Here is a 14,620-nt window from a genome sequence, read left to right as displayed (position 1 = left end):
CCTTGAAATAAAACGATAAAAGCCCGAAGCATTTGCCTCGGGCTTTTGTCTTGCAAGTGCAAAAATCTTAGCTGCGACGACGGCGTCCGCCTGTACGACCACCGCGACCGCGACCTTCTTCACCCGGTTTGGCGGGCTGCTTGTTAAACGAAATCCAGTTTGCACCACCTTCGTCGTTGTTGGTCAGGAAGTTCGCTGCGCGGATGGCTTCCATTTCTTTTCCGGGGCGCGGTTTTGTCGAACCAATTCCGAACATCAGGCAGAAAGCTTCGTCATCCATATCAGCAGGGATCACGATGCCCGCTGCTTCGACTTCTGCTTTTTTCTCGGCCAGTTTTTTGGGGCCAACCGGAAGCGCAACAGGGTTCATGATCGCGGATGTCATACCTGTGGCCATCGCCATTGGCAGGAACGCATTGTTGATGCCGTGGCGGTTTGGCAGACCAAAGGAAATGTTCGACGCGCCACAGGTGGTGTTAACGCCAAGCTCGTTGCGCAGACGGCGGTTCAATTCAAAAACCTGCAAACCAGCAGAGCCCATCGCGCCAACCGGCATGACCAGCGGGTCCACCACGATATCATGTGCAGGGATACCGAAATCTGCCGCGCGCTCTACGATTTTCTTCGCTACAGCGAACCGAACTTCTGGGTCTTCTGAAATGCCGGTGTCATCGTTTGAAATGGCCACAACTGGCACATTGTATTTTTTGACCAGCGGCAACACCAGTTCCAGACGATCTTCTTCACCGGTGACCGAGTTCAGCAACGGGCGCCCTTCAGCGGCCTCTAGGCCAGCTTCGAGCGCGCCGGGCACCGAAGAGTCGATACACAGGGGACAATCGGTGATCGCTTGTACCCGTTTCACCAGTTCGCGCATAAGATCCGGTTCGACAAAGTTGTTGTCGGCATACCGAGGATCTTCGGCCATTTTGTTCGAGAATACGGCACCAGAGTTGATGTCCAAAACTGTCGCACCTGCAGCAACCTGAGCAAGCGCATCGGCTTCCACACGGCTAAAGTCACCTGCTTCAAGCTCGGCATTCAGAATTTTGCGGCCCGTGGGGTTGATGCGCTCGCCGATAACGGTGAACGGCTGGTCAAATCCCATGATCGTGGTTTTTGTTTTTGATTCAATGATGGTACGGGTCATTTTTAATCCTTAGGATTTGACTGGTGCGGTAGAAGAACCGCCGTTTTCGATAGCCCAGTTGGCGTTGGTCTTGATGCCGCCAAGCGGGAAGAAATGAACTTTTTCGATGTTGAAATCGGGGTTCGCAGCTTTGTGTGCGGCCAATTCCGCCACCACATCTGTGGGTTCGTAGGGCAACAAAAGCTTGGTGACATCCATGGCACGCTTTTGCAGAACCTTGAGCGAAGGCCCAACGCCACATGCAATTGCGAATTTGATCAAAGTCTGCAGCTTGGCAGGACCTGCGATCCCGATGTGAATCGGAATATCAATGCCTGCGTCTTTCAAGCTGTCTGCCCATGCAATGATAGGTTTGGCGTCAAACGCAAATTGTGTCGCCAGGGCCATTTTGGCATCGGTCGTGTCGGAAAACTTCTGTTTCCATTGCAGCGCTTCGTTCACCAATTTGTGCGAGCCATCAGGGTCAATATCTTTGTTGCCCTCGGGGTGTCCCGCAACGTGCAAATGCGTAAAGCCGGCCTTATCAAACGCGCCGCTTTCCAGCAGTTGCATGGACGAATGGAAATCGCCGTGCGGTGTGTCTACGCCACCTGCCAGCAAAAGGGCCTGATTGACGTTGGCTTCGCCCTGATACATCGCGATCCAGTTTTCCAATGTGGCCTGATCTTTGATGATACGCGCGGGAAAGTGCGGCATGACGGGAAATCCGTCTTCTGCAAGGCGCTTGGCTGTGGCCACCATTTCTTCAATGGGGGTGCCATCAATATGCGCGATATAGACGCGTGTTCCTGCTGGCAGCAGGCTTTGAAAATCTTCGACTTTGGCCGCAGTGCGCGGCATCACCTCGATCGAATACCCGTCAAGAAAGGCTTCGACTTGGGGTGAAACGGTTTTGACGCTGTCTGTCTTTTTCTTGAAGTTCAACAAAGCCATAGTGGCCTCCCATAGCGAAGAAGGGGTCATGCCCAACCTTCATTGGCAATCAGAACCTTCAAACGGTCCTGATCAAATTCAGCCTCGAGCCGCGCAGCTTCGCTTTGGGCAATCTCGGCAGGTTCGCCGTCAACCGAATAGGGGGCCGCCTTGCGCCACTCAGCAAGGTAGGTGTCGGCATCCTTGGCCCCGATTTTCATCGCGGCACGGTCAATCGCTTGCTCAAACCGCTCTTCGAGCTGTTTTTTTGCACCACGGCGACCTTTTCCAACGATGACTTGGGCGGGAATATCGCGCCAATACACTACTGTGACATCAGGCATGAGCATGATTCCTTCGGTTTCGGTGCCTTATTCGTAAAACAGGGCGCACCGTCGCTAATGTACAATTTCGACGGAACACTTCCGTTCCGCGACCCTTTGGTTGTAATTCTTTCTTTGGGGCGATGGCTACAGGGTCGCCCATGAAAGTTGCACATGAACATGTTGAGGGGTGGCATGGGGATTGCGCGGCGTGTCACGAGTGACTAGGTTAAAAGGTAACTTGAAATGGAGGGCGTGAATCATGGCGCCCAAGCGTCCCAAAGGTGCGGCCGCATTCCCGAAACCGGTTGAGAGCTCCGCGCCGAAACCGCCCGATCCCAGTGAGTTGTACGCAGCGCTGGATCTGGGCACGAATAGTTGCCGCATGCTGATTGCCCAACCAAAGGGCAACCAGTTTCATGTCGTAGACAGTTTTTCAAAATCCGTGCAGTTGGGCGCGGGGCTGGAAAGCACAGGTCGGCTGTCGCGTGGGTCCATGCGGCGTACGGTTCAGGCGTTGCGCATCTGTCAACAAAAGCTCAAGCGGCACAAAGTCAAACACATGCGGCTTGTCGCGACCGAAGCCTGTCGACGTGCGCGCAACTCAAGCGATTTCCTGCGTCAAGCCAAGCGCGAGGCGGGCATCCAGCTTGAAGTGATTGCGCCAGAGGAAGAAGCGCGGCTTGCCGTGATTTCCTGTGCGCCTTTGGTCAGCACCAAAACCGAACAGTTATTGGTCGTGGATATTGGGGGCGGGTCCACCGAACTGGTATGGATTGATCTGACCAGTGTGCCAAACCGCGATCGTCCCAAGGCGATCATGCGGCTGCACGCCGGATTTCACGGCGTGGACAGTCCTTTTCCTGCGGCAAAAGTTGTTGATTGGATTTCTGTGCCTCTTGGGGTGGCGACGTTACGCGACCAGTTCAATGACGTTGAAGACGATGCCGCACGGTTTGCCCTCATGAGCTGGTTTTTTGAAGAAAACCTGACTGAATTCGCGCCTTATAAAGATGCCCCACCCAGTGAAGGGTTTCAGATTGTTGGTACATCCGGAACGGTGACAACTGTCGCCGCGAGCCATTTGGGGCTGCGTCGGTATGATCGCACCAAGGTGGACGGTCTGCGGATGACGTCCGATCAAATCGACAAAGTTATTCGCGGATATCTGGATTTGGGACCAGTCGGGCGTCGACGTGACCCGCGCATCGGTCAGGACCGTCAGGCGTTGATCATGTCGGGATCGGCGATTTTACAGGCCCTGTTACGCTGTTGGCCGACAAATCGTCTATCGGTTGCTGACCGTGGTTTGCGCGAAGGACTGTTATATGCGCAAATGAGCGCCGATGGCGTCCTAGAAGACGGACCGTTCTAAGGTTGCACTTGGGGCGCAAGACGTGCATTGAGCGCGTTTAGAACTTGACAGCAAGGCTTGCAGAGGAGCCTTTTTACCATGGCAAAGACACCAACAGGCAAAAATACATCCGGACGTGGACTTCGGGATTTGACCGTTCAGGTAAAAACGGCGCGTGGTCGCACGCTGTCTTCGACGCGCTGGCTTCAGCGTCAGTTGAACGATCCATATGTCAAACGGGCGCAATCCGAAGGGTATCGCGGGCGCGCGGCGTATAAAATTATGGAACTGGACGACAAATTCCGGTTTCTGGTGCCGGGTGCAAGAATTGTCGATTTGGGCTGTGCACCGGGTGGCTGGTGTCAGGTCGCCGTGAAACGCGCAAATATTCTGGGTGAAAAACCGGGTAAACGCGTCGGCACCATTCTGGGCGTTGATTTGCAAGAGGTCGAACCGATCGCAGGTTGCGAGCTGCATGTGCTGGACTTTATGGACGAAGGGGCGGACGACCAAGTCAAAGAATGGCTTGGGGGTAAGGCTGATGTTGTGATGTCGGATATGGCGGCCTCAAGCTGTGGTCACAAGAAAACCGACCACCTTAAGATTATGGCGCTTTGCGAAGCGGCGGCCTATTTCGCATTTGATGTGCTGGAAGAAGGCGGCACATTTGTTGCCAAGGTTCTGGCTGGTGGGGCCGAGGCCGAACTGCAAAAGATGCTCAAACAGAAGTTTGACAAAGTGGCCCATGTGAAACCACCGGCAAGCCGTGCCGACAGCTCTGAAAAGTTTGTCGTGGCGATGGGGTTTAAGGGAACCTAAGTCCTGCCAAAGGATTTGGGTTTCTCAAATGCCGATTGTTTTGCGTAATCACAAGACAGTAGCGTTTTTTGGCCGTTGAGGGTGTCTCTGCGGTTCACGCAAGAGTTGCGTTTTCAGACAGAACGCGCTTGAGTGGCGTTAAGCAAATCATGCAGAGCCTTTTGGCCGCATGACATAGCCACTGGGAGGCATCATGAAATACCATACCCCTCATACGTTCGAGGAGGCCGCAGGCATTGCACGCACTTCTTCTGGAACCCTTCGATATTTGGCCGGTGGCACCGATGTGTTGGTGCAGATGCGCGCCGATATTATGACGCCAGATGATTTGATTGATATCAAACACATTGACGGTGTGAAAACGATTACCAAACGCGATGACGGCGGATGGGATATCGGAGTGGCCGTCGCAGGTGCGGAAATGAGCGAACACGCTGATCTTTGTGCCGACTGGCCGGGTGTGATCGAGGGCATGGACCTGATTGGATCGACACAGGTACAGGGCCGCGCCACGTTGGTTGGCAACCTGTGCAACGGTTCGCCCGCGGCAGATTCTGTGCCGGCCATGATGGCGGCCGGTGTGACTGTGTCGGTGACGGGTCCGAACGGTGTGCGCCAAATTGCGGTCCAAGACGTGCCTACAGGTCCCGGAAAAACGTGTCTTGCCGCCGATGAAGTGGTCAGTGCAGTCCACATTCCAGCGCGCGGTGATCATGGTGGTGACGCCTATCTCAGGTTTATTCCGCGCACGGAAATGGATATCGCCGTTGTTGGATGCGCTGTAAATTTGCGCTTGGATAGGGATGTGATCAGCGAAGCGTGTGTTGCTCTTGGGGCTGTGGCTCCAACGGCTTTGATCGTGGCAGACGCGGCCAAGGCCCTGATCGGCACCACGTTGGATACGGACGCACTGGCCGCACTGGCACAGGCCGCATCGGACGCGTGCAACCCAATTGATGACAAACGCGGCACGATCGCCTTTCGCAAGGACGTTGCTGGGGTATTGGCCCAACGGGCCGCAAAGATCGCGTATTCGCGCGCGAAAGGGGCATGAAATGACCAAAATTCACATCACAACAACGGTGAACGGTGACGACGCAGAGTTCCTGTGTGATCCGCGTGAAACGCTTCTGGATTGTTTGCGCGACGAATTGCGCCTGACGGGGGCAAAAGAAGGCTGCGGTACGGGCGATTGTGGTGCTTGCTCTGTGACGCTTGATGGGCGGCTTGTCTGTTCTTGCCTGGTGTTGGGGGTCGAAGCGCAAGGCAAAGAGATCACCACCATCGAAGGCATGGCCGATGGGGATACATTGCATCCTCTGCAGCAAAAGTTCATTGAACATGCGGCTTTGCAATGCGGGATTTGTACTCCGGGCATTTTGGTCGCCACCAAAGCCCTGCTTGAGAAGAACCCAGATCCGACCGAAACCGAAGTTCGATATTGGCTGGCTGGCAATCTGTGTCGCTGTACCGGATACGACAAGATCATTCGCGCTGTGATGGATACGGCTGCTGATCTGAGAGAGGCATCATAATGGCACTGGATAGCAAAACCACCGAATTCAAATACATTGGCACCCGCCCGAACCGGCCTGACGGTTTGGACAAGGTGACAGGCAAAGCATTGTATGGGGCCGATACCTTTGCGCCGGGCATGCTGCATGGTGTGATTGTGCGCTCGCCGCATGCACACGCCAAAATTCTCAAGATCGATGCCTCTAAAGCCATGGCCATGAAAGGCGTCAAAGCCATTGTCACGCGGGCTGATTTCGCCTCGGATCTGGAGGGCGATGATTGGGATCTTTTGGAAAATGTCATGGCAGGCGACAAAGCCCTGTATGACGGGCATGCTGTGGCGGCAGTGGCCGCGACATCCCAGCTTTTGGCGCGCGATGCGGCCAAGCTGATCGACGTCACCTATGAGGTGCTGCCTCATGTGACCAACGTTGATGAAGCGATGAAACCCGATGCCCCAGTTATCCGCGAGGGGGCGGCCAATTACTCCGTGCCTGAAGGGATGCATCCGAATGTGGTGCGCCATACAGAGTTTGGTCATGGGGACGTTGAGGCCGGATTTGCGCAAGCCGATTTAGTGCTTGAGAAGTCTTATACGACCGAAGCGGTGCATCAGGGGTATATCGAGCCTCATGCGTGTTTGGCGCAAATGGGTGCCGACGGACGCGGCGAGCTGTGGTGTTGTACCCAAGGCCATTGGTTTGTGCGCCGTATGTGCGCAAGTTTGCTGGGGATTGAAACGGCCAACCTTCGGGTGACGGCATCGGAAATCGGGGGTGGATTTGGCGGAAAAACCACCGTGTTTATTGACCCCGTTGCTTTGGCTCTGTCGCGCAAGGCCAATCGTCCGGTCAAGATTGTGATGTCCCGTTCAGATGTGCTGCGCGCCACGGGGCCGACGGCGTCGGCGTCAATGGATATCAAGATGGGGATGACCAAAGACGGGCGGATCACTGCGGCAAGCGGTGTTTTCCGACTTCAGGGAGGGGCCTTTCCGCAGGCACCGATTGAAACCACAACCATGTGTGCATTTGCCTGCTATGACGTTGCAAATGTCCATCATGTCGGATTTGATGTGATGTCTAACCGCCCAAAACAGGCGGCATATCGTGCACCAGGGGCGCCGATGGGGGCATTTGCCGCCGAAAGCATGATTGATGAACTGTGCCGTGAACTGAACTTGGACCCGCTTGATGTGCGGCTGAAAAACGCCGCCAAAGAGGGCACCAAAGCCAGCTATGGGCCGACCTATCCGCGTATTGGGTTGGTTGAAACTCTGGAGGCCGCCAAGGCACATCCCCATTATCAAGCGCCGCTCAAAGACAATCAGGGCAGGGGTGTTGCCAGCGGATACTGGATGAACTGGGGCGGGGAAACCTCTGTTTCTCTTGCTATTTCCGAGGATGGCACTGCGCAAGTCAGCGTTGGAACGCCGGATATTGGTGGGTCACGCGCATCCATGGCGTTGATGGCGGCAGAGACATTGGGCATTCCCTATGAAAACGTGCGCGTGAACGTTGTGGATACCGGAGCTTTGGGGGTCAACGAACCGACCCACGGCAGCCGCGCCACCTATGCGACCGGGTTGGCGACAATTCAAGCCGCACGCGAAGCCATTACCAAGCTGTGCAAGCGGGCTGCAGACAAATGGGGCATCGATGCAGATGCCGTCGTCTGGGAAGATGGATGCGCCAAACCTTCGGGCCCAAATGCCGGAGAGTTTCCTCCGCTGAGCATTGGCGAGATCGCTGCTGAGATGGGGAGCACTGGCGGGCCAATTTCCGGGCATTTCGAGGCGACCCCAAATGGTCACGGCGGCAGCTTTGGCACCCATATTGTGGATGTCGAGGTCGACAAAGAGACCGGGCACACCTCAGTCGTGCGCTATACGGTCGTTCAGGATGCCGGCAAAGCCATCCATCCTGCCTATGTCGAAGGCCAGTTTCAGGGCGGTGCCGCGCAAGGCATCGGTTGGGCATTGAACGAAGAATATATCTATGGGTCAGACGGCCGCCTGCAAAATACGGTTTTCCTTGATTATCGTATTCCTGTCGCTTCGGATTTGCCAATGATCGACACGGTCATTGTCGAAGTCCCCAATCCCGGGCATCCGTATGGGGTGCGCGGCGTTGGCGAAACCGGCATTACCCCGCCACTTCCGGCACTGGCAAATGCTGTGGCTGCCGCAACAGGTGTCCGTTTGCGTGGGTTGCCATTGTCGCCGCCCAAAATCTTGGCAGCGCTTCAGTCAAAGTCAGATGGTTGAGGTACATCTTTGGTCCGGCCTTCGGCGGTTTGTCGAAGGTCGGGACACAATTCACGTCCAAGCCAAAACGGTCGGAGAGGTGTTTGACGCCATCAAGGCCGACTATCCCGCGCTGCGCCCCGTTCTTGACGCGGGCGTGTCGATCTCTGTGGATGGGCAAATTATCGTAGCGGGCCGCCATGAACCCATTCGGGACGATAGTGAAGTGTTTTTGCTTCAGAAATTGAAAGGCGGCTAGCTGAGTGGCGGAGAGCAATCTTTTGCTGCGATCTGCTCCAAGGTCTGCTTTACGAATGAGTTCCGCCCTCCACCTTCGAACTGAAGCCGGAGAGCGAATGATAAAATTGCGAGCTGGTTTAGGTTAGTTCTTTTGCCAGCTCATAAAGTTTTCAACCATCGTTTTGCTTTCCGGTCTGAGGTTTTCAATGCCACTATATGGGTGCCCACGCCCCACATCTGAATGCGGGTGTGCCTGCGCAGCCAACATGTGACGTTCGATGATATCCTGATAGCTGGCGCTGGCCCACAGGGCGATTTCTGTCAATGGTGATTGCTCTCCTGGATCGCGGTATAGATCATAGACCTTGGCCGACACACCGGGGAGGCCCGGCGCGGGGAGTTCCAATTTAAACTTCTGTTTGACCACCGCGGCAAGGTTGTCAGTGCCGTAAACAAAGACATAATCCCTCCGCCCGGGACCTTCACCCTCGAGCAACAGAGCGGATTGGTCCAGACCGTCGATAATGCGATCTGTGGAGATACTGTCCTTCGCACCGCCAATACGCGCAAAGGTCGTGAACAGATCAGAGATGTGGATCATGTCACCTGCAAGTGTATCCTCGGCGATCATGCCCGGCCACCGCGCAAAAGCGTTCACACGAATGGCCCCCTCAGAGGTATCAACCTTGCCGCCTCTGTAGATGGTTTGGCTAAAGCCCAACGTGCTGTCAAACTGGCGAAAACGCCCGTTGTCTGCCATCAAAACAACCAGTGTGTTTTCAGCAATACCAAGACGGTCAACTTCGTCGATGATGTCGCCGAACCATTTGTCCAGCTGCTTCAGGCTTTCAACACCGGTGCCGCCGTTGGCCGTCTCAATAGTGTCAAACCGTGTGCGATCAAACTCTAGCGGAATCAAAGGCCAGTACTGGAGAAAGAACGGTTTGTCCTCTGCGGACAGCCGTTGCAATTGTTCGATCGTCTCGGTTTGGTATTTTTGATGCATGGCGTCGTAATGCGCCTGCGTCCAACGCTCACCTGCTTCGAAATCAACCTCACGCGCCAATTCGCCTCTGGTGCCTTCCATAGAATACACAAGACCATCCGGCTTGAATGTGGCATCCAAGGCAAACGGATCATTGCTGGATCCCGGAAGCCAGCCTTGCATGGCCTGAGAGGCATCCGATTCAGGCGTCATGAACCCCAGCAGAACTTGTTGATGAATGGGGAAAGAGGCATAGTCAAAACCCTGATTGTGGGGATAGCTTTGCTCGATATCGCCCATGTGCCATTTGCCGATATGCACCGTGTTGTAGCCATTATCTGACAAGACTTCGGCCACGGTCACTTCTTCGGTTGCAAGACCTTCACCTGCCACTGTGGCTTTCACCTCGCCAAGCCCGTTACGCACCGGATGGCGGCCTGTCATCAGGGCCACGCGGGATGGCGTACAAGAAGGTTCTGTGTACATCCGCATCAAGGACAGACCTTCGTCGGCAAAGGCGTTGATACGGGGCGTTTGAGATCCACGAATATAATTCATCTCGGGAATACCCATTTCCCCGAATGAAAGATCATCCACAAGAACGTAAAGGATGTTTGGCGGCTTGCCGCCGTTTCTTTCCCGAAACTCTGCCAGTCTGGCATCCACGGTTTGATCATCAGAAGCCCAGACTTCACCGTGTTGGGCTTCGAGGATGTAGTATTCGGCGTCGTGTACGATGCCATTTTCGGCAGTTGCAGCAAAAGGGAACGTCAAGGCCAAGCCCAGCATACCCTGCCTCAGTTTATTACGATGTAGCATTTGCCACCTCCGAGAAAGACTCATGATCTCTCTCAGTCTTAGTCCTTGATGCCACATTCGCTGAGATTGAAACGCTTTGCGAACAAGTGCGCCTGTGGGATTTGGACTTGCGCCCCTTGTCGGCCAAGGCCGGGGACAAATCTGCTGGAAGGCTGATGCAGATTCATGACCGAGATTTCAGCTATGGATACTGCGCTTTAAACACTTGCGTTGATCAGTATGGCACTGCACCGCCGGATGCCGTGACCTTTGTGTTCAAAGGCTCGAATACCGGCAAAATGTGGTGGCGATCTCTGGACACGGACGAAAACGAAGTACTGGTTTACAAACCCGGAAGCGAAATTCGATGCATCAATAGCCCTGACTTCGATATTCAGACCATTTCTATCCCGTGGCACGCGATCCTCGCCACCTGCGAATCCCTGAAACTTACGTGTCCCGAGCTTCAGGCATTGCCCGAAACGATCAAAGTCGCCGCGACACAAATGGTTGATATGAGGGCGTTTCTGAACGCCTACCGCGAGGCGCCAAATCGGGGGTTGAGCCCCGCCACACTTCCTCATTTGGAACACTTGATCCGATCTTGGGTTGCTCAATCGCAAACCCGGGCCTCGAGTTCACACAGCATCTCGGCTCGTGACCGTGCCATACATATCTGCTTAGAGTTTCTGGATGGGGCAGATCTTGCCGAAGTCAGCGTGCAGGATCTTAGGAAAATATCAAACGTCAGCGATCGCACACTGCAATATGTCTTTCGGGATCGATTTTCGGTGACGCCACAGGTTTTTCTAAGATCACTGAGATTGTCGCGCGTCCACGCAATGCTCAAACAGGAAAAACATCACGCAATTTCCATAGGTGAATTGGCCACTTCTCAGGGGCTTTGGCACCACGGACGCTTTTCTCAAGAGTATTCACGAATTTATGGCGAAACACCCAGCGCCACGCGAGACAGCCTCAGAATCTGATTGCCCAGAGCGACCTTGTTCAAATACTCAACGGAAGCGTCCAAGCAGACATTCTCGACCGGTCACCCGAACGCCCCAAAGGGCCGAGTTTCCTAATAAATGTGTGGTGATGCGATCCACCATACATTCCCACATGGATCCTTGATACCCGCCATTCGCTCTCCATAGGGTCGGAGGTTTGGCTCCATCAGACTGGTCGCACCGAGTTGGAGTGCGAGCTGGTAGGTTTGGTCTGTATCCTCCACGACGATGTGCATCTGAGACATGTTCGGTGGGTAGTTGTCTGTGCTTTGGTTCAGCATAATCAGGGAGTCGCCGATCAGCAATCGGGCGTGCTGGATGCGGTTGTTGCTGTATCTGTTTTCTTTGATCAATGTTGCGCCAAATGCTGCGGTCAGAAAATCAATCAATAGATCCGCAGATTCGACCGTAAAGTAAGGCGTAATCGTATGTCGTCCTGCCTTTGCATTGCTTTTGGTAACCAACATACCACCCTTCCAACTTCTCAAAGCAAGATGGCAGACAATTCCATTGCCCGCAACGTTTGCTAAGCGCGGCATTCTAAAACCCCAGCCACAGCCCGCATTGGGCCGCCTGCAACAGCGGCCCAAGTGTCTTAAATTTCAATAGTCTCAGAGATTGCCAATGCATCTTCGAGTTCAACACCCAAGTATCTTACAGTGCTGTCCATTTTCGTGAGTCCCAAAAGCAGTTGAACGGCACGCAGGTTGCCGGTTTTTTTATAGATCTGGGTCACCTTCGTGCGCCGCATAGAATGGGTACCGTAAGCTGTCGCTTCCAAACCAATCGACGAAACCCAGTCCCTGACAATCCGTGCATATTGCCGCGTCGAGATATGCAAACGCTCGTGAAATCGACCCGGCCAAAGATACTCGGAACCGACCATCATTGGGTCTTCCATCCACTTCGCGACGAATGAACGTGTGCCTGCCGAAATCTCGAACCGGACCGGCTTTAGGGGGCGTTTTTGACCGACGATGCGACCTTTGTTCCAGGCTGGGCGAAGCGCGCGAATGGCGAGTAAGTTTGCTGTTTCCATGACTGTCCTCCGATCCCTCGGACTATCATGTTGCGCGCGCAGGCAATGCGGAAATTGCAGCGAATACCAAGACGTTTGCGCTGCCTTGCGGCGGAAAACCGGCCGATCGACCATGCCATTTTCTTTTGCGTCCAGCTTCTCTTTGGCTTTTGTCGGGTCTAGGTTAATCTATGCGCAATTTCACGGAATGAATTAAACGGCTACTTTCAAATGATTGATGACAGGAAAATAATGGAAGATAGCGAAAACGTTGTTAGCAGTCTTGATCTTGAAATTGTCTCTGACACGTTCCGGTCTATTGTCGACCAAGATGCCTTTGACAAGCTGATCATCAATTGGAACCAAAAACTGAACACAGTTGAGAGTATTGATGAAAACTGGGGCCATAAATTTGCCAGTGCCTTTATTGCGCAATTGGACGCAGCTGGTGACACCTTAGACCGGCTGGATATCAGCGATCATAGCGACCCCCTAGAACGGATCGTGTCCGAAGTGGCCGGTCCAGCCGTCGTTCTCAGCCCCGATTTGCGTGTTGCATCAATCAATGTTGAAGGGATCGATAGCTTCGGAACGAACTCTGGCGCGTTTTTTTGTGAAGATCGTGTAGATCCGGCTTCGCGCAAAGCGTTTGATGCGGTCGTAAGGGCCGCCAATCAAAGGGGCAACGCTGCGCAATCTGTGATTCATATTGTTGATCACAGGAAAGACGATGCATCCTTTCACGCTGAGATTTTTCTGATCTGGCTTCCAAACCAACCCAAGCCCTATATCGCCATTCGGACCCTAGAACTGGCCTGGTCGCCTGCAACATCAAATAGACTGAAACAAGCGTTCGATTTGACTGATGCCGAGGTCGAGGTTGGGCGTCAGTTTTTTCAGCTATGTGATCTAAGCACCGTCGCAGAAAAACGTGGCGTGTCGCGACACACGGTTCGGACGCAAATGAAAACAATCCTGTTCAAGACCGGCGCCTCTTCGCAAGCGGACTTGATCCGACTGTTTGCAATGGTTGCAAGCCGACAGTTGCTAGAAACAAGAGGGCTCAGGTCGACATGGCGGGACCCGTTAGATCGTGAAAAGATCATCGTGACGCCAGAGGGGCGTAAGATCGCTTGGACCTGGATGGGTGATCCCAAGGGCACCCCTGTGATATTCTTACGCGGTATGGCCATGGGGTATTTGCTTCCTGCGCAAGCTGAAGTCCTTTTGTCCAAAGCTCGGATAAAGCTGCTTATCCCGTCCCGCCCGGGGTATGGTAATTCTTCCATGCACGGAAATATGTCACCGCTCGATGACAACCGTGTTCTTTTGAACGAGTTTATGAAGGCAGCAGGGGTTCACAATTGTGTAGGCGTTGGGCTCTCTGATGGCATCATACCGATTTTGGCGGAACAAGATCTAAACCCTGACCAATTTTGTGCTGTGGTGTCAGTCGGATTCAACGGTTGTTTGAATCGCGCAGCATTCAAAAAACTACCTGTGCCGCAAGCGACCCTATTGCGTCTGGGTAAGTATGCCCCAGAGATTTTGGAGTTGATTGCAAAACTTGGCTTCCGAATGATGCAAAAACATGGGGTGGATTGGTATTTGGAACGCGCCCACGCTTCGACACCGCTTGATATTCAAATCTGTCGTAGTCCTGAAACTGCGACACTCGTGCGCGACGCATGCGCACATTTGGCCGTTCAGGGCACACGTACCTTTGTGCGGGACATGCAAATGTTTCATGCACCCATTGATGGCGCCATTGACCGTTTGGCCATTTCCATGTGCAGCCTTGTCCCGACCGAAGATGGGCTATTTGATCTGAACGAATACCAAGATCTCGAAAGGCGCAATCAGAACGTCACGGTTGTTCCCGTTGAGAAAGCCGCCGACCTTCTGATTTATCAACAAACAGAGTTCATCCTAAACCACATAATCAAGGTCGTAGATCAACATCGATGAGATTATACACCAATTAGGGTATGACCCCGTTTTCTGCACGTCCTAGTTCTGTTGCCAAATGAACTGGAGACATCACGAAATGTACGGCAAAACCGCTCGGGCAATTTGGGTAATTATTTCTACCACGGCGAGTACATTCTTAGGGCACGCTGCTTATGCTCAAGACGAACCGAGACCTGATCTTATGCTTGTCTTTGACGCTTCTGGTTCGATGTGGGGTGAAGTGGTCCTGCTTTTTAGGACAGGTTTGCGGCTTGGCTAAGATGCATCTGGTTTATGTTCA

General features: G+C 53.7%; 14 protein-coding genes. 8 read left to right on the top strand and 6 right to left on the bottom strand.

What is annotated here, in order from left to right; genetic code table 11:
* Positions 1-67: 67 nt before the first annotated feature.
* Genes FAP39_RS15270 through FAP39_RS15260 form a run of 3 tightly spaced genes read right to left on the bottom strand, consistent with a single transcriptional unit; the run spans position 68 to position 2,406 of the window.
* Positions 68-1,150: a methyltetrahydrofolate cobalamin methyltransferase gene (locus tag FAP39_RS15270; RefSeq protein WP_138017253.1), complete on the bottom strand. Its 1,083-nt coding sequence runs from the start codon at positions 1,148-1,150 to the stop codon at positions 68-70.
* A gap of 9 nt (positions 1,151-1,159) precedes the next feature.
* Complete coding sequence (locus FAP39_RS15265) at positions 1,160-2,083, bottom strand: methylenetetrahydrofolate reductase (protein WP_138017252.1); 924 nt, start codon at positions 2,081-2,083, stop codon at positions 1,160-1,162.
* Between the two features lie 26 nt (positions 2,084-2,109).
* The gene (locus FAP39_RS15260) at positions 2,110-2,406 is read right to left on the bottom strand and encodes a virulence factor (protein ID WP_138017251.1); all 297 of its coding nucleotides are present in this window, start codon (positions 2,404-2,406) and stop codon (positions 2,110-2,112) included.
* A gap of 241 nt (positions 2,407-2,647) precedes the next feature.
* Between FAP39_RS15260 and FAP39_RS15255 the strand changes: the two genes are divergently transcribed.
* The 6 genes from FAP39_RS15255 to FAP39_RS15230 all read left to right on the top strand — a co-directional run bounded on the left by FAP39_RS15255 (position 2,648) and on the right by FAP39_RS15230 (position 8,577).
* Positions 2,648-3,760 (top strand): Ppx/GppA phosphatase family protein, encoded by a 1,113-nt coding sequence (locus FAP39_RS15255; RefSeq protein WP_138017250.1) that lies wholly within the window; start codon positions 2,648-2,650, stop codon positions 3,758-3,760.
* A 78-nt stretch (positions 3,761-3,838) separates the two neighbouring features.
* Positions 3,839-4,558 (top strand): RlmE family RNA methyltransferase, encoded by a 720-nt coding sequence (locus FAP39_RS15250; protein ID WP_138017249.1) that lies wholly within the window; start codon positions 3,839-3,841, stop codon positions 4,556-4,558.
* A 193-nt stretch (positions 4,559-4,751) separates the two neighbouring features.
* Positions 4,752-5,612: an FAD binding domain-containing protein gene (locus tag FAP39_RS15245; protein ID WP_138017248.1), complete on the top strand. Its 861-nt coding sequence runs from the start codon at positions 4,752-4,754 to the stop codon at positions 5,610-5,612.
* Position 5,613: 1 nt separating this feature from the next.
* Complete coding sequence (locus tag FAP39_RS15240; protein WP_138017247.1) at positions 5,614-6,093, top strand: (2Fe-2S)-binding protein; 480 nt, start codon at positions 5,614-5,616, stop codon at positions 6,091-6,093.
* Complete coding sequence (locus tag FAP39_RS15235; RefSeq protein WP_138017246.1) at positions 6,093-8,339, top strand: xanthine dehydrogenase family protein molybdopterin-binding subunit; 2,247 nt, start codon at positions 6,093-6,095, stop codon at positions 8,337-8,339. Before FAP39_RS15240 ends, FAP39_RS15235 begins: the two co-directional genes overlap by 1 nt.
* Positions 8,332-8,577, top strand: a complete 246-nt coding sequence (locus FAP39_RS15230; protein WP_138017245.1) for a MoaD/ThiS family protein — start codon at positions 8,332-8,334, stop codon at positions 8,575-8,577. Before FAP39_RS15235 ends, FAP39_RS15230 begins: the two co-directional genes overlap by 8 nt.
* 123 nt (positions 8,578-8,700) lie before the next feature.
* Here FAP39_RS15230 and FAP39_RS15225 read toward each other — a convergent pair whose 3' ends face one another.
* Positions 8,701-10,362: a sulfatase-like hydrolase/transferase gene (locus FAP39_RS15225; RefSeq protein ID WP_246059196.1), complete on the bottom strand. Its 1,662-nt coding sequence runs from the start codon at positions 10,360-10,362 to the stop codon at positions 8,701-8,703.
* Positions 10,363-10,517: 155 nt separating this feature from the next.
* On the opposite strand from FAP39_RS15225, the gene FAP39_RS15220 reads away from it, so the two are divergent.
* Positions 10,518-11,330: an AraC family transcriptional regulator gene (locus FAP39_RS15220; protein ID WP_138017244.1), complete on the top strand. Its 813-nt coding sequence runs from the start codon at positions 10,518-10,520 to the stop codon at positions 11,328-11,330.
* Positions 11,331-11,422: 92 nt separating this feature from the next.
* Here FAP39_RS15220 and FAP39_RS15215 read toward each other — a convergent pair whose 3' ends face one another.
* Together FAP39_RS15215 and FAP39_RS15210 are read right to left on the bottom strand one after the other, a co-directional pair.
* Complete coding sequence (locus FAP39_RS15215) at positions 11,423-11,890, bottom strand: VOC family protein (protein ID WP_246059194.1); 468 nt, start codon at positions 11,888-11,890, stop codon at positions 11,423-11,425.
* Positions 11,891-11,946: 56 nt separating this feature from the next.
* A complete protein-coding gene (locus FAP39_RS15210; RefSeq protein ID WP_138017243.1) occupies positions 11,947-12,390 on the bottom strand; it encodes a tyrosine-type recombinase/integrase in 444 nt (147 codons plus the stop codon).
* Positions 12,391-12,621: 231 nt separating this feature from the next.
* Between FAP39_RS15210 and FAP39_RS15205 the strand changes: the two genes are divergently transcribed.
* Positions 12,622-14,337 (top strand): bifunctional helix-turn-helix transcriptional regulator/alpha/beta hydrolase, encoded by a 1,716-nt coding sequence (locus tag FAP39_RS15205; RefSeq protein WP_138017242.1) that lies wholly within the window; start codon positions 12,622-12,624, stop codon positions 14,335-14,337.
* Positions 14,338-14,620 lie beyond the last annotated feature (283 nt).

The organism is Shimia litoralis (assembly GCF_005518135.1).
GTDB lineage: Bacteria > Pseudomonadota > Alphaproteobacteria > Rhodobacterales > Rhodobacteraceae > Shimia_E > Shimia_E litoralis.
The sequence above is the reverse complement of the archived record's forward strand: the minus strand, read 5'-3'. Positions and strand labels throughout refer to the sequence as shown.